At 72.8% G+C, this 17,694-nt stretch carries 16 protein-coding genes; 7 read left to right on the top strand and 9 right to left on the bottom strand.

Features of this window, described 5'->3' with window-relative positions; all coding sequences use genetic code 11:
• Positions 1-50 precede the first annotated feature (50 nt).
• From H9657_RS02360 to ctaE, 5 genes are all read right to left on the bottom strand, one after another.
• Complete coding sequence (locus H9657_RS02360; RefSeq protein WP_191779895.1) at positions 51-680, bottom strand: superoxide dismutase; 630 nt, start codon at positions 678-680, stop codon at positions 51-53.
• Positions 681-805: 125 nt separating this feature from the next.
• The gene (gene qcrB / locus H9657_RS02355) at positions 806-2,557 is read right to left on the bottom strand and encodes a cytochrome bc1 complex cytochrome b subunit (protein ID WP_191779893.1); all 1,752 of its coding nucleotides are present in this window, start codon (positions 2,555-2,557) and stop codon (positions 806-808) included.
• On the bottom strand, positions 2,554-3,615 hold the full coding sequence (gene qcrA, locus H9657_RS02350) for a cytochrome bc1 complex Rieske iron-sulfur subunit (RefSeq protein WP_225214521.1): 1,062 nt from the start codon (positions 3,613-3,615) through the stop codon (positions 2,554-2,556). Before qcrA ends, qcrB begins: the two co-directional genes overlap by 4 nt.
• A 2-nt stretch (positions 3,616-3,617) precedes the next feature.
• Positions 3,618-4,403: a cytochrome bc1 complex diheme cytochrome c subunit gene (qcrC, locus tag H9657_RS02345; protein WP_191779891.1), complete on the bottom strand. Its 786-nt coding sequence runs from the start codon at positions 4,401-4,403 to the stop codon at positions 3,618-3,620.
• A gap of 79 nt (positions 4,404-4,482) precedes the next feature.
• Positions 4,483-5,130, bottom strand: coding sequence for an aa3-type cytochrome oxidase subunit III (ctaE, locus tag H9657_RS02340; RefSeq protein WP_191779889.1), 648 nt, complete (start codon positions 5,128-5,130; stop codon positions 4,483-4,485).
• Between the two features lie 183 nt (positions 5,131-5,313).
• Between ctaE and H9657_RS02335 the strand changes: the two genes are divergently transcribed.
• Positions 5,314-5,730 carry a response regulator transcription factor gene (locus tag H9657_RS02335; protein WP_191779887.1) on the top strand — a complete coding sequence of 139 codons (417 nt, stop codon included), beginning with the start codon at positions 5,314-5,316 and terminating at the stop codon, positions 5,728-5,730.
• The gene (trpD, locus tag H9657_RS02330) at positions 5,727-6,779 is read left to right on the top strand and encodes an anthranilate phosphoribosyltransferase (RefSeq protein WP_191779885.1); all 1,053 of its coding nucleotides are present in this window, start codon (positions 5,727-5,729) and stop codon (positions 6,777-6,779) included. The genes H9657_RS02335 and trpD overlap by 4 nt, the downstream gene beginning before the upstream one ends.
• A gap of 30 nt (positions 6,780-6,809) precedes the next feature.
• Here the strand turns inward: trpD and H9657_RS02325 are convergent, their stop codons facing one another.
• Both H9657_RS02325 and H9657_RS02320 read right to left on the bottom strand, forming a co-directional pair.
• Positions 6,810-7,091 carry an Lrp/AsnC family transcriptional regulator gene (locus tag H9657_RS02325; RefSeq protein ID WP_191779883.1) on the bottom strand — a complete coding sequence of 94 codons (282 nt, stop codon included), beginning with the start codon at positions 7,089-7,091 and terminating at the stop codon, positions 6,810-6,812.
• 8 nt (positions 7,092-7,099) lie between these two features.
• On the bottom strand, positions 7,100-8,917 hold the full coding sequence (locus H9657_RS02320; RefSeq protein WP_191779881.1) for a DEDD exonuclease domain-containing protein: 1,818 nt from the start codon (positions 8,915-8,917) through the stop codon (positions 7,100-7,102).
• An 84-nt stretch (positions 8,918-9,001) separates the two neighbouring features.
• On the opposite strand from H9657_RS02320, the gene H9657_RS02315 reads away from it, so the two are divergent.
• Positions 9,002-10,324, top strand: a complete 1,323-nt coding sequence (locus tag H9657_RS02315) for an NYN domain-containing protein (RefSeq protein ID WP_191779879.1) — start codon at positions 9,002-9,004, stop codon at positions 10,322-10,324.
• Between the two features lie 65 nt (positions 10,325-10,389).
• Here H9657_RS02315 and H9657_RS02310 read toward each other — a convergent pair whose 3' ends face one another.
• Positions 10,390-12,192 (bottom strand): AMP-dependent synthetase/ligase, encoded by a 1,803-nt coding sequence (locus tag H9657_RS02310; protein ID WP_191779877.1) that lies wholly within the window; start codon positions 12,190-12,192, stop codon positions 10,390-10,392.
• Positions 12,193-12,424: 232 nt separating this feature from the next.
• Here H9657_RS02310 and H9657_RS02305 point away from each other — a divergent pair, with 232 nt between their 5' ends.
• On the top strand, positions 12,425-13,372 hold the full coding sequence (locus tag H9657_RS02305; protein ID WP_191779875.1) for an ROK family glucokinase: 948 nt from the start codon (positions 12,425-12,427) through the stop codon (positions 13,370-13,372).
• A gap of 31 nt (positions 13,373-13,403) precedes the next feature.
• Here the strand turns inward: H9657_RS02305 and H9657_RS02300 are convergent, their stop codons facing one another.
• Positions 13,404-13,988 carry a hypothetical protein gene (locus H9657_RS02300; RefSeq protein WP_191779873.1) on the bottom strand — a complete coding sequence of 195 codons (585 nt, stop codon included), beginning with the start codon at positions 13,986-13,988 and terminating at the stop codon, positions 13,404-13,406.
• A gap of 119 nt (positions 13,989-14,107) precedes the next feature.
• Here H9657_RS02300 and H9657_RS02295 point away from each other — a divergent pair, with 119 nt between their 5' ends.
• The 3 genes from H9657_RS02295 (at position 14,108) to H9657_RS02285 (ending at position 17,659) form a co-directional block, all read left to right on the top strand.
• Positions 14,108-14,905, top strand: a complete 798-nt coding sequence (locus H9657_RS02295; protein WP_225214361.1) for a lysophospholipid acyltransferase family protein — start codon at positions 14,108-14,110, stop codon at positions 14,903-14,905.
• A gap of 184 nt (positions 14,906-15,089) precedes the next feature.
• Positions 15,090-16,310: a pyrophosphate--fructose-6-phosphate 1-phosphotransferase gene (locus H9657_RS02290; RefSeq protein ID WP_191779870.1), complete on the top strand. Its 1,221-nt coding sequence runs from the start codon at positions 15,090-15,092 to the stop codon at positions 16,308-16,310.
• Complete coding sequence (locus H9657_RS02285; RefSeq protein WP_191779868.1) at positions 16,307-17,659, top strand: class II 3-deoxy-7-phosphoheptulonate synthase; 1,353 nt, start codon at positions 16,307-16,309, stop codon at positions 17,657-17,659. The genes H9657_RS02290 and H9657_RS02285 overlap by 4 nt, the downstream gene beginning before the upstream one ends.
• The last annotated feature ends 35 nt before the right edge of the window (positions 17,660-17,694 follow it).

Below are 17,694 nucleotides of genomic sequence, written 5' to 3'. Positions count from 1 at the left end.
CCCCCCCCCCCGGGGGGGGGGGGGGCGGGGGGGGCACGGAGGGGTCGGCGTCAGGCTGACGCGACGATGAGCCCGGCGGTCTGGGTGCGGGCCCGCGCGAAGCGCTCGGCGGCGTCGGCCCAGTTCACGATGTTCCACCACGCCTTGATGTAGTCCGCCTTGACGTTGACGTAGTCGAGGTAGAACGCGTGCTCCCACATGTCGAGCACGACGATCGGGACGAGACCCAGGGGGTAGTTGCTCTGCTGGTCGTAGAGCTGGAAGATCGCGAGCTTCTGGCCCACCGAGTCCCAGCCGAGGATCGACCAGCCGGAGCCCTGGATGCCCGCCGCGTTCGCGGCGAAGTGCTTCTGGAACGCCTCGAACGAGCCGAAGAACTCGTCGATCGCGGCGGCCAGCTCGCCCACGGGCTTGTCGCCGCCGTCGGGGGAGAGGTTCTCCCAGAAGACCGAGTGGTTGACGTGCCCGCCGAGGTTGAACGCGAGGTTCTTCTCCTGCAGGTTCACCGTCGCGAAGTCGTCCGACTCGCGTGCCGCGGCGAGCTTCTCGAGCGCCGTGTTGGCGCCCGCCACGTACGCGGCGTGGTGCTTGTCGTGATGCAGCTCCATGATCCTGCCGGAGATGTGCGGCTCGAGTGCCGCGTAGTCGTACGGCAGATCCGGGAGCGTGTAGTCAGCCATCTCGTACCTCTCCTGCGTCGGTTGGTGGCTGCCGAGGCAACCACCCGGAAACGCCGTCGCGGTGCCCGGCCCAACCGGCCGGACACCGCGAACGGTCGTCTGTCAGGGACAACTCTGGTCCAGGATCACCTGTTCCGCGTGTCGGGACCTGTCTCATCCTGCGGGCGGAGCCGCGTGCCGCCACCCGTGGGCGCCCCCTCGGAGATCAGCTGAGCCGGCGCCTTCTCCTGGTCGGAGCCCAGGGCGTCGTGCTCGCCGTGCGAGTGGGAGGCCTCGAGCTCCGCCGGGGTGACCGGCTCGACGCGGTCCTCGTAGAACGCCTGCGAGAGTCGCTGGCGCATGCGGTCGAGGCCGTAGCCCTTGCGCCGCACACCACGCGAGTCCTCGGCCGGCTCGATCTCGATCGGACGGATCGCGTCGTGCTGGACGCGGAGCCAGCGCTCGTGCGGGTCGAGGGGCTTATGCACCTCGATGTACTCGCCGGACGCGAACCGGACGATCTGGCCCGTCTCGTGCCCGTGCAGGACGAGCTCCCGGTCCTTGCGCTGCAGCCCGAGGCAGATGCGCTTCGTGATGACGAACGCCGCCCACGGTGCGAGGAAGAACAGGAACCGGAACACCCACGTGATGTCGTTGATCGACAGGTCGAAGTGCGTCGCGATGAGGTCGTTCGACCCGGCCAGCACGAGGATGAAGAAGGCCATCAGCACGGAGACGCCGAACGCCGTGCGGAACGGCCGGTTGCGGGGCCGGTCCAGGACGTGGTGCTCGCGCTTGTCGCCGGTCGCGAACGCCTCGATGAACGGGTAGAGCGCCAGCAGGCTGAAGAGCACGCCCGGGACGACCACCGCCGGGATGAGGACGTTGAGCGACAGCGTGTACCCGTCGGGACCGAACAGCACGTACTCGGTCTGGCCCGGCATGAGTCGCAGCGAGCCCTCGAGGAAGAGCATGTACCAGTCCGGCTGGGCGCCGGCGGACACGGGGGAGGGGTCGTACGGTCCGTAGTTCCACACCGGGTTGATCGACATCGTCGCGCCCATGAGGGCGATGACGCCGAACACCACGAAGAAGTAGCCACCGGCCTTCGCGACGTAGATCGGGAACAGCGGGTAGCCGACCACGTTCGCGTTGGTGCGGCCCGAGCCCGGGTACTGCGTGTGCTTGTGCAGCACGACGAAGAACAGGTGCAGGGCCACGAGCGCGAGGATCAGGCCGGGCACCACCAGGATGTGCATCGTGAACAGGCGCGGGATGACGTCGTGGCCCGGGAACTCGCCGCCGAAGATGAAGTACGACAGGTAGCTGCCCAGGATGGGGATGGAGCGCACCACGCCGTCGGTGATGCGCAGGCCGTTCCCCGACAGCACGTCGTCCGGGAGCGAGTAGCCGGTGAAGCCGGCAGCCAGGCCGAGGATCATCAGGACGAACCCGACGACCCAGTTGAGCTCGCGCGGCTTGCGGAAGGCGCCCGTGAAGAAGACGCGCATCATGTGCGTGACGATCGCCGCCATGAAGATCAGCGCCGCCCAGTGGTGGATCTGCCGCATGAGCAGACCACCCGTCACCTCGAACGACAGGCGGAGCGTCGAGGCGTAGGCCTCGGACATCTCCACACCGTTCGCCGACGGCCAGGGACCCTCGTAGTGGACCTCGGTCATGCTCGGGACGAAGAACATGGTGAGGAACACGCCGGACAGGAGCAGCGTGATGAAGCTGTACAGCGCGATCTCGCCCAGGAGGAACGACCAGTGGTCGGGGAAGATCTTGCGGGCGAACTCCTTGACCGCGGTCCCGATGCCGGTGCGCTGGTCGAGGTAGTCGGCGGTCGCCGCGGCAGCCTTGCTGCCGCCGGTCGGTGCGGTCGTGGTGCTCATCGCAGCCGCTCCCAGAAGCTCGGACCGATGGGCTCGTGGAAGTCGCTCTGTGCGACCAGGTAGCCCTCGTCGTCGACGGTGATCGGCAGCTGGGGGAGCGGCCGCTTGGCGGGACCGAACACGACCTTCGCGCTGTCGGCGACGTCGAACGTGCTCTGGTGGCACGGGCACAGCAGGTGGTGCGTCTGCTGCTCGTACAGGGCCACCGGGCATCCCACGTGGGTGCAGATCTTCGAGAAGGCGACGATGCCGTCGTACGACCAGCCCTCGCCCTGCTCGGACTTGATGTCCCGGGGGTCCATGCGGACCAGGAGGACGACGGCCTTGGCCTTCTCGTCCAGCGGCGCCTCGGACTCGTCGAGCCCCTCGGGGATCACGTGCACGACCGAGCCGATGGTGACGTCCGCGGCCTTGATGGGACGGCCGCTCGGGTCGATCGTGAGCTTCTTGTTCTTCGCCCACAGTGTGCGCTTGAACTTCGAGACGTTCCAGTCCTCGCCGACCTCGCCGATCAGCGGCAGCGCGATCGTCAGCGGGAAGAGCGCGAGCGAGGACACGAGGGCGCCCTTGAGGACGCCGCGGCGCCCGATCCCGGAGTCCTGCACCCCGTCCCGGAGCACCTGGACGGCCTCGGCGCGGGTCTGGTCCGTGCTGCGCTGCGCGTGCCGGTCCTCGGCCTTCTCGTGGTCGTTCATGAGCGACTTCGCCCAGTGGACGGCCGCGAGACCGATCCCGAGCAGCGCGAACGCCAGGCCCAGACCGAGCGCGAGGTTCGACGTGCGCATCGACGCGATCGTGTCGCCCGGGGGGACGGCGAAGTACGCGACGATGAAGCCGATCGTCCCGAGCACCGACAGCGCGAACAGGGCGACGACCTGCCGCTCCGCACGCTTGTCGGCCCGGGGGTCGACGTCCGCGCGACGCGGGCGGTGCGGGCCGAAGCCCGGGTTCGGGAACTTCTCGGGGGCGTCCTCGCCCTCGCGCAGGGCGACGTCCGAGCCGGCGGTGCCGTTCTGCTCGGGGGCGTCCTGGCCGTCGTGGCCGTGGCCGTGGGTCATGCTCACGAGGACCTCGCTCCGATCCAGACTGCTGCGCCGATGAGGAGCCCCATGCCGACGACCCAGGCCCACAGGCCCTCGCTCACCGGTCCGAGGCTGCCGAGGCTGAGACCGCCGGGCGCGCCCTGTCCCTGCAGGTCGAGGAACGCGATGATGTCGCGCTTCTCCTCGGACGTGAGGGTGGCCTCGTTGAAGACGGGCATCGACTGAGGTCCGGTGACCATCGCCTCGTAGACGTGCGTGGGCGTCGTCTCCCAGAGGTTGGGTGCCCACTTGCCCTCGGAGAGCGCACCACCGGCACCGACGGCGTTGTGGCACATCGCGCAGTTGGTGCGGAACAGGGCCATGCCGTTGGCCGGGTCGCCGAGGGAGCCGTCGACCTGCTCTGCCGTCGGGACCGACGGCCCTGCGCCGAGCGAGGCGACGTAGGCGGCGAGCGCCGCGATCTGCTCCTCGTCGAACTGGGCCGGCTTGGCCGGTGCCTGCGGGCCGTTCATCTGCAGCGGCATACGGCCGGTGCCCACCTGGAAGTCCACGGCGGCGGCGCCGACGCCGACCAGCGACGGGACGCCCTCGCGTCCGGTCGCCTCCGGGCCGTGGCACGTGGCGCAGTTGGCCTGGAACAGCTTCTCACCGGTCTCCACCTCGTCCGCCGTCGCCGCAGCGGGTGCGGCGTCGGCGGAGGTCGGGGCCAGCACTGCGTACAGCGCGCCGGTGAGCAGCAGCGCCAGCAGGAGCAGCACGACCGGCGCACGCCGGTCGTGCCTGCGGGCTGCGAGTGCCTTCACGGATCGGTCCTCGTCTCGCATGTCGGGGGTGTGCGGGGGTGGAACGTGGCACCGGGCCGCAGGAGCGGTCCGGTCGGCGTCATCTGATCAGGTAGATGACCGCGAACAGCGCGATCCAGACGACGTCGACGAAGTGCCAGTAGTACGAGGTGACGATCGCTGTCGTCTCCTCGTGGTGGGTGAACCGCTTGGCCGAGAACGACCGGCCGAGCAGGAAGAGGAAGGCGATGAGGCCGCCGACGACGTGCAGGCCGTGGAAGCCGGTGGTCAGGTAGAAGACCGAGCCGTAGGGCGAGGAGGAGATCGTCAGCCCGTGCTCGACCAGCTCGGCGTACTCGAAGATCTGCCCGCCGATGAAGACGGCGCCCATGACGTACGTCAGGGTGATCCACTCGTTCATGCCCCAGCGCCAGAACTGGAGCAGCGAGCCGCTGCGCACGGGCTGGAGCCGCTCGGCGGCCCACACGCCCATCTGGCACGTCACCGACGACAGCACCAGCACGGTGGTGTTGGCGAACGCGAACTGCAGGTTCAGCTTCTCGGTCTGCAGCGCCCACTCCTCGGGCACCGCGGCACGCACGGTGAAGTACATGGCGAAGAGGCCGGCGAAGAACATGAGCTCGCTGGCGAGCCACACGATCGTCCCGACCGACACAGGGTTCGGTCGGTTGACGGTCATGTGGGGGACAGGGCGCGAGGCAGCCGTTGCGGTCGACACGTTCGCCATTATGGCTGACGAGGGCGCCGCATGGGTCGTTCGACCCACGGCGGCACGTTGGGATATGTCACATCGTCACTTTCCGTGGACCGCGCGGGTGCACCTGGCGCGCGCTGGACGGGCGTCCGGCCCCCCCGGGTCCGGTGACGTGCCAAGATGCCCCTTGCACGTCGACGACGAGTGAGGGGCACCATGAGCACCGCGAATCCGGCGGCCCGCGCGCCGCGCATCCTGCTGTACAGCGACGACGTGGACGCGCGCGACCAGGTACGTCTGGCGGTGGGTCGCCGCCTGGGCCGCGGCGAGCCGGACATCCAGTGGATCGAGGTCGCGACCGCGGACGCCGCGATCGCGGTCGCGGACGCGGGAGGCGCCGACGTGCTCGTCCTCGACGGCGAGGCCGACAAGGTCGGTGGGCTGGGGCTGTGCCGTCAGCTCAAGGACGAGGTGTACGAGTGCCCGCCCGTCCTCGTCCTGACGGGTCGCCCGCAGGACGCGTGGCTCGCGTCGTGGTCCAACGCCGACGCGGTCGTCAGCCGTCCCCTGGACCCGGTCGTCCTGCACGCCGCCGTCGTGGACCTGGTGCACGCGGTGACGGCGCGGGGATGACGCCGACGACGACCTGGTCGGACCTGCTCACGTCGCTGGTTCGCGGCCAGCACCTCGACAGCGCCCGCGCGGCGTGGGCGATGGACCGCGTGATGAGCGGTGAGGCGTCGCCGTCGCAGGTCGCCGGGTTCCTCGTGGCGCTGCGCGCCAAGGGCGAGACGGTCGAGGAGCTCGCCGGCCTCGCGGACATGATGCTGGAGCACGCGCACCGCTTCGTGGTGCCCGGTCGTGCCGTCGACATCGTGGGGACCGGCGGGGACCGCCTGCACACCGTCAACATCTCGACGATGGCCTCGCTGGTCGTCGCCGGGACGGGCCTGACGATCGTCAAGCACGGGAACCGCGCGGCGTCCTCGTCGACCGGCACGGCCGACGTGCTCGAGGCGCTCGGCATCCGGCTCGACCTGCCGCTCGACCGTGTCGCCGCGCTGGCGACGGAGGTCGGCATCACCTTCTGCTTCGCGGGGGCGTTCCACCCCGCGATGCGTCACGCGGGCGTCACTCGCCGCGACCTCGGGATCGCGACGGCCTTCAACTTCCTGGGGCCGCTGACCAACCCGGCGCAGCCCCAGTCCAGCGCGATCGGCGTGGCGGACGCGCGCATGGCCGGGCTCATGGCCGGCGTGCTGGCGGCCCGTGGTCGCTCGGCGCTGGTGTTCCGCGGGGAGGACGACGGCCTCGACGAGGTGGCCGCGACCGGGTCGACGCGGTTCTGGGAGGTCCGTGCGGGCGAGGTGCGCGAGGAGGTCGTCGACTGGACGACCGTGGACGGCGTCGAGCCCGTGACGATCGACCAGCTGCGCGGCGGGGACGCGCAGGAGAACGCCGCGGTCGTGCGTGCGCTCGTCGCCGGTGAGCGCGGGCCGGTGCGCGAGACGGTGGTGCTCAACGCCGCCGCCGCGCTCGTCGCGGACGGCACGCTGCCGGGGACCGCGGACGGCACGCTCGTCGAGCGGATCCTGGCGGGGGTCACGCACGCCGAGCGCTCGCTCGACGACGGCGCCGCTGCGGACGTGCTCGAGCGCTGGCGGGCCGCCGCCGCAGCCTGACGGCGGCCGGCCCGGCGGCAGGTGCGCCGGTCAGTCCTCGAGACCGAGCGAGAACGCCTCGTCGAGGTCGTGGCGCGAGTACGCCCGGAAGGCGATGTAGGTCTGCGTGCGCAGCACACCCTCGACCTTGCTGACCTTGTCGGCGATCACGTCGGCGAGCCGGTCGTGCTCGCGCACGCGGACCATGGCGATGAGGTCCACCTCGCCGGTGACCGAGTAGACCTCGCTGACGCCCTCGATGTCCGCGGTCGCCGCGGCGACCTCGGGGATGCGGGCGGCGTCGCAGTCGATCAGCACGATGGCAGTGAGCATGTCAGCCATCATGCCGTGCGACGCGACGCCGTGGCGGTGCTCGGCGGCGCGTCGTCGAGCAGCGGCGCGCGCGGCGCGACGAGATCCAGCGTGACCGCGGCCGCGGCGTCGCGGACGGCCTGTGCCGAGCGGGCGGGCGACGACCACTCCCCGTCGAGCACGACGAGTCGCACTCCCGGCTGCTCGAGCCACGCCAGGACGAGGTCGGTCTCCTCGGGGTGGGCCGCGGTCGCCGGCGCGACGGGCGGGGTGACGTGCTCCCCGCCGGCCCGCAGGCTCGCGACCACGGGCAGGGGGTCCGTGCGCCGGTCGACGACGGCGGTCCCCGCGAGCCGGCCGTGGCGTACCAGGACCAGCTCCCAGCCGCCCTCGTCGGTCCGACGTGCCGCGCCGAGCTCGCGGCACGTGGCCGCGCGGGCGTGCCGCTGGGCGCGCGCCGCCCCGCGGACGAAGGCGGTCAACCGGTCGCGGACGCCCGCCGCCTCCTCGAACCGCTCCTGCGTCGCCAGGGTGCGGATGCGGGCCGCGTGCGCCCGGGCGACGTCGCGCGGGTCGCCCGTCATCGCCTCGCGCACGGCCTCGGCCACGGGGGCGTACCCGGCGACGTCCTGCCCGCCGACGCACGGGGCGCCGCACCGCCCGACCTCGGCGAGCACGCACGCGTGTGCGCCCGGCGCGGGCTGCGCCGGCAGCCGGCCCGTGCACTGCCGCACCGGGAAGGTCGCGTGCAGCGCGTCGACCGCCTGCTGCGCGAGCGCGCGGGACGCGAACGGGCCGATGTGCGCCGCACCCTCACGCACGTCGCGGACGACCGACAGCCGGGGGAAGGGCTCGTCCGTCAGGCGCACCCACGGCATGCGCTCGGGTGACCGGGAGCGTCGGTTGTAGCGGGGGGCGTGCTCGGCGATGAGGCGCAGCTCGCGGACGCGCGCCTCGAGCGGCGACGCGCAGACCACGGGGTCGACCCGGACCGCCAGGCGCACCATCTCGGTCATGCGCCCGCGCTTCTCGGACGACGTGAAGTAGCTGCGGACGCGGCGCCGCAGCGAGGTCGTCGACACCCCGACGTACAGCACCTCCTCCCGCGGGCCGCGGAACAGGTAGACGCCGGGGGCGTCGGGCAGGCCGTCCGCGAGCCCGCTGCGCCGGCGGACGTCGGCCGGCACGGGGTCCGTCGCAGTGGCCAGGTCCTCGAGGTGCGTCACCCCCAGGGGTGCGAGCCTGCCGAGCAGCGCGTGGAGGACGTCGACGGTCGCACGCGCGTCGGCCAGTGCGCGGTGGTTCGGCGTCTCGACCGCCCCGAACAGGGCGGCCAGCGTCGACAGCTTGTGGTTGGGCGCCTCGTCGCGCAGGACCACGCGCCGCGCGAGCCGCACGGTGTCCACGACCTGGAACCCGGGCCACGCGCGGTCGCACCGGGCCGCCGCCGCGCGCAGGAAGCCGACGTCGAACGGAGCGTTGTGCGCGACGAGCACCGAGCCGCGGGCGAACTCGAGGAAGCCGGGCAGCACCTGGGCGATGGTCGGGGCGCCGACGAGCATCGACGTCGTGATGCCGGTGAGGACCTGGATGAACGGCGGCACGGGCCCGCCCGGGTCGACGAGCGTCTGGAACTCGCCCAGGACCTCACCGCCGCGGACCTTCACGGCGCCGATCTCCGTGATCGCGTCGTCGCCCGGGCGCCCGCCGGTGGTCTCGAGGTCGACGACCACGAAGGTCACGTCCCGCAGCGGCGTCCCGAGCTCGTCGAGCGCCACCTGGACCGGCGACGCACCCGGTGCCGGTGCGGTCCCCTCGGACGGACGCAGGCGACGCGGGCTGGGCATGTCCCGGACGGTACCCGGCACGTGCGACAGCCCCGTGCGGTCCGCGTCGACGCCCGGACCCGGGCGCACGCCTAGGCTGGCGCCATGGCTGGTCAGGAGCGCGGGACGGGGAGCGACCCCGATCTGCCCGACGTGCCCGACGCGTTGCGCTCGGCGCTCGTCCGGCTCGCGGCCGACGTGCTGGGCGACATCGAGCCCGCGCACACGCCGAGCGCGCTGGCGGCGGTCCGGCGCTTCGCACCGCGCCGACGCGCGGCTGCCGGCGCCCAGCCGCTGTGGGTCGCGCTGCACGACGACGAGGCGTTCCGTGCGCGCGTCACGCGGGTGTGGCTGCAGGCGCACGAGGACGTCGACGGGGGGTCGTCCGACGGATCCCAGGCGCCGCAGGAGACGCGGCCGACGGGCGCGCCGGCCCCGGTCGTGCGTCCCGGCACGGACGCCGCGGTCGGTGCGTGGCTCCAGGGGCAGCCGTGGCAGCACCTGCTGCCGGCGCCGGCGCCGGCCGAGCAGGACGACGCGGGCGGCCGGCGCCTCGAGGCGGCCGAGCGTGAGCTCGAGCGGCTGCGCACCGCGCTGGGAGTCGCGCGCGAGGGTGAGCGTGCGGCCCGCGACGAGCTCGCGGGGCTGCAGCGCGAGCTGCGCCGGCTGCGCTCGGACGCCGACCGTGCGCGCAGCGAGGCCCGCGGGCTCGCGGCCGCGGCCGAGCAGGACGCCCGACGCGCGGCGGCCGACCTCGTCGCGGCCGCCGACGAGCGCGCCCGGGCGGCCGCCGACCTGCGGGCCGCCACCGCCGAGCGGTCCCTCGCGCACGACGAGCTGCGGACCGGGCAGCGGCTGGCCGAGTCCCGCGTCCGGCTGCTGCTGGACACCGTCGTCGACGCCGCCACGGGCCTGCGGGCGGAGCTGGCGCTGCCGCCCGTGCGCGACCTGCCGGCGGACCTGGTGGCGCCCGCGGCCGACGGGCCGAGCGGGCGGCCCACGTCGCGCGGGCGGTCGGTCGACGACCCGGCCCTGCTCGACGACCTCCTGCGCCTGCCGCGCGCGCACCTGCTGGTCGACGGGTACAACGTGTCGAAGACCGGCTGGCCGCACACCTCGCTCGCGGACCAGCGCCGGATGCTGGTCGACGGCATGGGCGCGCTGGTCGCGCAGACCGGCGCGGAGGTCACCTGCTGCTTCGACGGCCAGGCGGGCCACCGCGCGGTGGCCCCTGTGCGCGGCGTGCGGGTGCTGTTCACCGCGGGGGAGACGGCCGACGACCTGCTGCGCAGGCTCGTGGCCGCCGAGCCGCCGGGTCGTGTGCTCGTCGTGGCGACGTCCGACCGCGAGATCGTCCGCGACGTCGAGGACGCGGGCGCGTGGGCCGTGCCGTCGGCGACGCTCGTCGAGCGGCTGCGCCGACGCTGACCCTCACGACCGCGCCCCCGGCCGGTGGCCGGGGGCGCGGGTGGGACGAGCGGTGCGGGAGCGGCTCAGCGCTCACCCTCGCCGTACAGCGCCTCGACGTCGGCGGCGAAGTCCTTGAGGACCTCGGCACGCCGGACGCTGAGCTTCGGCGTGAGGTACCCGTCGGCGATCGTCAGGTCGCGGTCCAGGATCCGGTAGCGCCGGATCGACTCCGCACGGGAGACGGCCTTGTTCGTGCGCTCGACCGCCTTGTCGAGCGACGCGAGCACGTCGGGGTCCTTGGCCGCCTCCTCGAGCGACATCGCCGGCTTGCCGTGGGCCGAGAGCCACCCGGGCACGCCCTCGGGGTCGAGCGTGATGAGCGCCCCGATGAAGGGACGCTGGTCGCCCACGACGACGACCTGGCTCACGAGGGGGTGACCGCGCAGCCGGTCCTCGAGCACGCTCGGCGCGACGTTCTTGCCGCCCGCGGTGACGATGATCTCCTTCTTCCGCCCGGTGATCCGCAGGAACCCGTCCTCGTCGATCGAGCCCAGGTCGCCGGTGCGGAACCACCCGTCGTGCATCGACTCGGCGGTGGCCTCGGGGTTGCCGTGGTACCCACGGAACACCTGGATGCCCTTGATCTCGATCTCGCCGTCCGCGGCGAGGCGCAGCGACGTCCCGGGCAGGGCGGGCCCCACGGTGCCGATCTTGGTCCGCTCGGGCAGGTTCACGGTGGCCGGTGCGGTCGTCTCGGTGAGCCCGTAGCCCTCGAGCACCTTGAGGCCGACGCCGCGGTAGAAGTGGCCCAGGCGCTCGCCCAGCGGTGCACCGCCGGAGATGGCCCACTCGACCTGCCCGCCCAGCACCTTGCGCAGCTTGGAGAGCACCAGCACGTCGGCGACCTTGTGCTGCAGGCGCAGCCAGGGGCTCGGACCGCTCGGTGTGTCCAGCGCCCGGGAGTAGACGATCGACGTCTTCGCCGCGCGCTGGAAGATCGCGCCCTTGCCGCCCGCGGCGGCCTTCTGCTCGGCCGAGTTGTAGACCTTCTCGAAGACGCGCGGCACGGACAGGATGAACGTCGGGCGGAACGACCCGATGCCCTCGACGAGGGTCTTGGTGTCCGGCCAGTGGCCCAGCACCGCGCCGGCGGGGATCGTCAGCACGTGCACGAACCGCGCGAACACGTGCGCGAGCGGCATGAACAGCATGGTGCGCGCACCGGGCGTCGACACGACGACGTTGAGCTTCTCGACGGCGTTGGTGGTCAGCGCCGAGAAGTTGCCGTGGGTCAGCTCGACACCCTTGGGCCGGCCCGTCGTGCCGGACGTGTAGATGACGGTCGCGAGGTCGTCACGCGCGGCGAGCCCCCTGCGCCGCGCGATCTCCGCCTCGTCGACGCCCGCACCGGCCGTCACCAGGTCGGCCACGGCCCCGTCGTCGATGACGAGGACGTCGCGCAGCGTCGGTGCCTGGTCGCGCACCTCGGCGACGAGCTCGGCGTGCGTGGGTGTCTCGACGAACAGCACGCTCACGTCGGCGTCCGTGAGGATCCACGCCACCTGCTCCGCCGACGACGTCTCGTAGAGCGGCACCGGCACCGCCCCCACGGCCCAGGTCGCCCAGTCCAGCAGGGACCACTCGTAGCGCGTGCGGGACATGATCCCGACGCGGTCCCCGGGCTGCACACCCTTCGCGACGAGACCGCGCGCTGCGGCGACGATCTCCGCGTCGTACTCGCGAGCCGTCAGGGGCAGCCACTGCCCGTCGGCGTGGCGCTCCACGAGCACCCTGTCCGGCGTGCTGCGCACGCGTGCCGCGAGCAGGTCGTTGAGGTTGTCCGACGGATCGACCTCGATGAGCAGAGGGCTGTGGGACTCGTCCATGCTGACTCCAGTGGCAGGGGGGCGAAGGGTGCCACGAGGATACGGGACGGTGGTCCCTGGTCAGGGGCGCACGGCGGGGTGGAGTCGCAGGCCAGGGGCATATGGGACGGCACGCCGGCGGCTGTGGCACGGCGCGCGGGCGTGGACGCGCTCCCGCGCCGCACCGAGTGCGGCTAGCGTGGTGGCGCTGCGCGACGGACGCGGGGCGGCGAGGGCAGGAGCGGACCAGGACATGCACGCCATCGGGGTCGACATCGGCGGGACGAAGATCGCGGCGGGCGTGGTCGACGACGACGGCACGATCCTCGCGCAGACCCGGCGGGACACCGACCCCGACGACGTCGCGAGCATCGACGCCGCGATCGCGGACGTCTACCGCGAGCTCAGCGCCTCCTTCGAGGTGCGCGAGGTGGGGCTGGCCGCGGCGGGGTTCGTCGCCTCGGACCGGAGCCGGGTCCTGTTCGCCCCCAACATCGCCTGGCGCGAGTACCCGCTGCGCGACAACGTCGCGGCACTGATCGGCGACCCCGACGTCCGCATCGTCGTCGAGAACGACGCCAACGCGGCCGGCTGGGCGGAGTTCCGCTTCGGTGTCGGCCGCGACGTCGAGGACATGGTGATGCTGACCCTCGGCACGGGGCTCGGCGGCGCGATCGTCTCCGGCGGGCGTCTGACGCGCGGCGCCTGGGGCGCCGCCGCGGAGATCGGCCACATGCGGGTCGTGCCCGGTGGCCACTACTGCGGCTGCGGTCACGAGGGCTGCTGGGAGCAGTACGTGTCGGGCTCGGCCCTCGTGCGCGACGCGCAGGCGGCGGCGATCTCGCAGCCCGAGCGTGCGGCGGCGCTGCTCGCGCTGGCCGGGGGCCGGGTCGAGGGCGTCACCGGGCCGCTCGTGACGCGCGCGGCGCAGGACGGCGACCCGCTCGCGGTCGACCTGCTGACCGAGGTGGGCCGCTGGGTGGGCGAGGGTGCCGCCAGCGTCGCCGCACTGCTGGACCCCGAGGTCTTCGTCATCGGGGGCGGGGTCAGTGCCGCCGGCGACCTGCTCCTCGTGCCCGCACGCAAGGCGTTCGACGAGCAGCTCTCGGGACGGGGCCACCGCCCGGAGGCGGCGATCGTGATCGCCGACATGGGCAACGACGCCGGCATGGTCGGTGCCGCCGACCTCGCCCGGGTCTGAGCCGGCCCGGCCCGGCCGGGCCGGTGACGGGTCAGACGACCGCGCCGTCGCCGTCGGTCGGCTCGCGGTGCTGCGGCATGCGCCACACCAGGACGGCCACGGCGACGACGAACACCACCGCTGCCGCGCGGACCAGCAGCGTCGGGGCGTCCTGCCACACCGTGACGACCACGAGCAGGAAGATCGGCACGCCCGCCGCAGCTCCCCACGCGAGCGTGAGCAGGGGGTCGCTGCTCGTCACGGGGCCGGGGTCCTCGGGCACGAAGTGCTCGAGCTCGTCGACGTCGTCCTCCGCCAGGTCGTACTGCGCGGTGCCGTCCCAGTCGCGTCCGCCGGCTCCGGCCGGCAGGGCCGCGGTCGGAGCGGTGTCGCCGGGGAGCGGGGCGTCGTCCTCGGGGTCGGACACGAGGCGGCGCAGCGCCGGGTCCGTCCCGCCGTCGACGTCGGAGAGGCGGGCGACGATCGACGCCCACACCTCGTCGTCCTCCGGGGTCGACGGCTGCGGGTCCCGCGACGGCCCTGCGTGGTCGTCGTCGGGACGCGCCGGCGGTCCGGTGGGGTGCTCCGCACCGGTGATGTCGTCGGCGTCGGCGTCGTCGTCGGGACGTGCGTCCATGGGAGCACTCTAGAGTCGGACCCGACGTACCGACCCGTCGCGGTCGGTGGCAGGTCCGTGGGACCGTCCGGCGCCGCCGGGACGACGGCGGTGCGGCGGGCGTCGAGCGAGGAGACACGTTGTTCTACTGGTTGATGAAGCGGGTGTTCGTCGGACCCCTGCTGCGCCTGGTCTACCGGCCGTGGGTGCGCGGTGCCGCGAACGTCCCCGCCGAGGGTGGCGCGATCCTCGCGAGCAACCACCTGGCCGTCATCGACTCCTTCTTCCTGCCGCTCGTGCTCGACCGCGAGATCGTGTTCATCGGGAAGCAGGAGTACTTCACCGGCGCCGGCCTCAAGGGGCGGGTCACGGCCGGGTTCATGCGTGGCGTCGGGACGATCCCCGTCGACCGCGGGGGCGGCAAGGCCGGCGAGGCGGCGCTGCGGACGGGCCTGCGCCGCCTGTCCGAGGGTGGTCTGTTCGGGATCTACCCCGAGGGCACGCGGAGCCCGGACGGGCGTCTCTACCGCGGCAAGACGGGGGTCGCGCGCCTCGCGCTCGAGTCCGGCGCGCCCGTGGTCCCGGTCGCGATGGTCGGGACGGACGTCGCGCAGCCCCTCGGCCGGCGCATCCCCAAGGTCATGCGCATCGGTGTGGTCATCGGCGAGCCGCTCGACTTCTCCCGCTACCGCGGGATGGAGAACGACCGGTTCATCCTGCGCTCGGTGACCGACGAGATCATGTACGCGATCATGAGCCTGTCCGGGCAGGAGTACGTGGACGTGTACGCGGCGACGCAGAAGGCGCGGATCGCGACCGGCCACGCCCAGGCACCGGACGACGCCGGCGCGATGCCCGCCGCACCGGGCGGCCGACCGGTGCCCGATGTCCAGGTTCCGGTCCCGCCGCAGGACGAGGCCCCACCGTCAGTAGGATGAGGCGGACCCGGACGCGTGCCGGGCCCGTGCGCGTGCCCGGTGGGCGCGTGCCCGCCGTCCCCCGCGAGGCGGCTCGACCCGGACCTCGGTCCCGGTCGTGCCCCGTGCGCGGACCCCACCCTGGGTCGGCCGGGTACGTCCTGCACCCGCGCCGTCCGTGCTCTGCCAACGAGAGGTGTGTCCCATGTCGGTCCGTCGCGTCGCCCTTCTGACCGCCGGCGGTTTCGCTCCCTGCCTGTCGTCCGCCGTCGGCGGGCTCATCGAGCGCTACACGGAGATCGCTCCCGAGGTCGAGATCATCGCCTACCAGCACGGCTACCACGGCCTGCTGCGCGGGGACAGCATCACGGTCACGCCCGAGGTCCGCGCCAAGGCCGGCGTGCTGCACCGGTTCGGCGGCTCGCCGATCGGCAACTCGCGCGTCAAGCTCACCAACGCCAAGGACTGCGTCAAGCGCGGCCTGGTGGCCGAGGGCCAGGACCCGCTGCACGTCGCGGCCGAGCAGCTCAAGGCCGACGGCATCGACGTCCTGCACACCATCGGCGGCGACGACACCAACACGACCGCTGCCGACCTGGCCGCCTTCCTGCACGACAACGGCTACGAGCTGACGGTCGTCGGCCTGCCCAAGACGATCGACAACGACGTCGTGCCCATCCGCCAGTCCCTCGGTGCGTGGACCGCGGCCGAGGAGGCCGCCGGGTTCGCCGCGAACATCATCGGCGAGCACCGGTCGGGCCCGCGCATGCTGATCGTCCACGAGGTCATGGGCCGCCACTGCGGCTGGCTGACCGCGGCGGCCGCCGCCGAGTACCGCAAGTGGCTCGACCTGCAGGAGTGGGTGCCGGAGATCGGGCTCTCGCGCGAGCGCTGGGACATCCACGCCGTCTTCCTGCCGGAGCTGGCGCTCGACATCGACGCCGAGGCGACGCGCCTCAAGGGCGTCATGGACGAGCTCGGCAACGTCAACATCTTCCTGTCCGAGGGTGCGGGCATGCACGAGATCGTGGAGCAGCTCGAGGCGGCGGGCACGCCTCCCGAGCGCGACCCGTTCGGCCACGTCAAGCTCGACACGATCAACCCGGGCCAGTGGTTCGCCAAGCAGTTCGCCGAGCGGCTGGGCGCCGAGAAGGTCATGGTCCAGAAGTCCGGGTACTACTCCCGGGCGGCGGCGGCGAACGCCGAGGACCTGCGCCTCATCAAGTCGATGACGGACCTGGCGGTCGAGTGCGCGCTGCGCGGCGAGTCCGGCGTGATCGGGCACGACGAGGAGCAGGGTGACCGCCTGCGGGCGATCGAGTTCCCCCGCATCGCGGGCGGCAAGGCGTTCGACGTGTCGCAGGCCTGGTTCGGCGAGCTCCTGTCGGACATCGGGCAGTCCCTCGTGCCGGCGAGCCACTCATGAGCGTGCAGCCCGACCCGCAGGTCGTCGCCGGGCTCGACGTGTGGGAGACCCTGCCCGTCGGTCAGCAGCCGCAGTGGCCGGACGCCACCGAGGTGCGACGGGTGCGTGACCGGCTCGCGAGCCTGCCGCCGCTGGTCTTCGCCGGCGAGGCCGACGCGCTGCGGGCACAGCTCGCGGCCGCGTCGCGCGGCGAGGCGTTCGTCCTGCAGGGCGGCGACTGCGCCGAGACGTTCGCCGAGGCCACGGCCGACAACATCCGGAACAAGATCAAGACGATCCTGCAGATGGCCGTCGTGCTCACGTACGGCGCGAGCCTGCCCGTCGTCAAGATGGGCCGGATGGCGGGGCAGTACGCCAAGCCGCGCTCGTCGGACGTCGAGACGCGTGACGGGGTCACGCTCCCCGCGTTCCGCGGCGACATCATCAACGGCTTCGAGTTCACGCCCGAGGCGCGCACTCCGGACCCGGACCGTCTGCTCGAGGCGTACCACACGTCCGCGTCGACGCTGAACCTCATCCGCGCGTTCACCACGGGCGGCTTCGCGTCGCTGCTGCGCGTGCACGAGTGGAACCGCGGGTTCACGGCGAACCCGGCGTACTCGCGCTACGAGCAGCTCGCGGCAGAGATCGACCGCGCGATCCGGTTCATGGCCGCGTGCGGCGCCGACGTCGACGCGCTGCGCGCGGTGGACTTCTACTCGGCACACGAGGGTCTGCTCCTGGACTACGAGCGCCCCCTGACGCGGATCGACTCGCGGTCGGGCCTGCCGTACGACTGCTCGGCCCACTTCCTGTGGATCGGGGAGCGGACGCGTCAGCTCGACTCCGGGCACGTGGACTTCTTCTCCCGCGTGCAGAACCCGCTGGGCGTCAAGCTCGGTCCGACCACCACGGGTGACGACGCCATCGCGCTCATGGACCGGCTGAACCCGACGGGGGAGCCCGGGCGTCTGACGTTCGTCACGCGCATGGGTGCCGGCAAGGTCCGCGACCTGCTGCCGGCCCTCGTCGAGAAGGTCACGGCCGACGGGCGTCCTGTGACGTGGGTGTGCGACCCGATGCACGGCAACGGCATCACGTCCGCCAGCGGCTACAAGACGCGCCGCTTCACCGACGTCATGGACGAGGTCGCCGGCTTCTTCGAGGTGCACCGTGCGCTGGGCACCGTCCCCGGCGGGCTGCACGTCGAGCTCACGGGCGACGACGTCACCGAGGTCCTCGGTGGCACGGAGGAGATCGACGACGAGGGGCTGGCCCGGCGGTACGAGACGCTCGTCGACCCGCGCCTGAACCACCAGCAGTCGCTCGAGATGGCGTTCCAGGTCGTGGAGCTGCTCCGCCGCGCCTGACGTGGTGGGACGACCCCGGCCCCGACCGTCGCGGT

The organism is Cellulomonas avistercoris, from assembly GCF_014836445.1.
GTDB lineage: Bacteria > Actinomycetota > Actinomycetes > Actinomycetales > Cellulomonadaceae > Cellulomonas > Cellulomonas avistercoris.
The sequence above is the reverse complement of the archived record's forward strand: the minus strand, read 5'-3'. Positions and strand labels throughout refer to the sequence as shown.

Bases quoted from the DNA above. Each gene is read 5' to 3' on its own strand.
- H9657_RS02310 (WP_191779877.1), bottom strand. From the start codon at position 12,192: ATGGACGAGTCCCACAGCCCTCTGCTCATCGAGGTCGATCCGTCGGAC.
- trpD (WP_191779885.1), top strand. From the start codon at position 5,727: ATGACGCCGACGACGACCTGGTCGGACCTGCTCACGTCGCTGGTTCGC.
- H9657_RS02290 (WP_191779870.1), top strand. From the start codon at position 15,090: ATGTCGGTCCGTCGCGTCGCCCTTCTGACCGCCGGCGGTTTCGCTCCC.
- H9657_RS02300 (WP_191779873.1), bottom strand. From the start codon at position 13,988: ATGGACGCACGTCCCGACGACGACGCCGACGCCGACGACATCACCGGT.
- H9657_RS02320 (WP_191779881.1), bottom strand. From the start codon at position 8,917: ATGCCCAGCCCGCGTCGCCTGCGTCCGTCCGAGGGGACCGCACCGGCA.
- H9657_RS02285 (WP_191779868.1), top strand. From the start codon at position 16,307: ATGAGCGTGCAGCCCGACCCGCAGGTCGTCGCCGGGCTCGACGTGTGG.
- qcrA (WP_225214521.1), bottom strand. From the start codon at position 3,615: ATGACCCACGGCCACGGCCACGACGGCCAGGACGCCCCCGAGCAGAAC.
- H9657_RS02360 (WP_191779895.1), bottom strand. From the start codon at position 680: ATGGCTGACTACACGCTCCCGGATCTGCCGTACGACTACGCGGCACTC.
- H9657_RS02325 (WP_191779883.1), bottom strand. From the start codon at position 7,091: ATGCTCACTGCCATCGTGCTGATCGACTGCGACGCCGCCCGCATCCCC.
- H9657_RS02315 (WP_191779879.1), top strand. From the start codon at position 9,002: ATGGCTGGTCAGGAGCGCGGGACGGGGAGCGACCCCGATCTGCCCGAC.
- H9657_RS02305 (WP_191779875.1), top strand. From the start codon at position 12,425: ATGCACGCCATCGGGGTCGACATCGGCGGGACGAAGATCGCGGCGGGC.
- H9657_RS02335 (WP_191779887.1), top strand. From the start codon at position 5,314: ATGAGCACCGCGAATCCGGCGGCCCGCGCGCCGCGCATCCTGCTGTAC.
- ctaE (WP_191779889.1), bottom strand. From the start codon at position 5,130: ATGGCGAACGTGTCGACCGCAACGGCTGCCTCGCGCCCTGTCCCCCAC.
- qcrB (WP_191779893.1), bottom strand. From the start codon at position 2,557: ATGAGCACCACGACCGCACCGACCGGCGGCAGCAAGGCTGCCGCGGCG.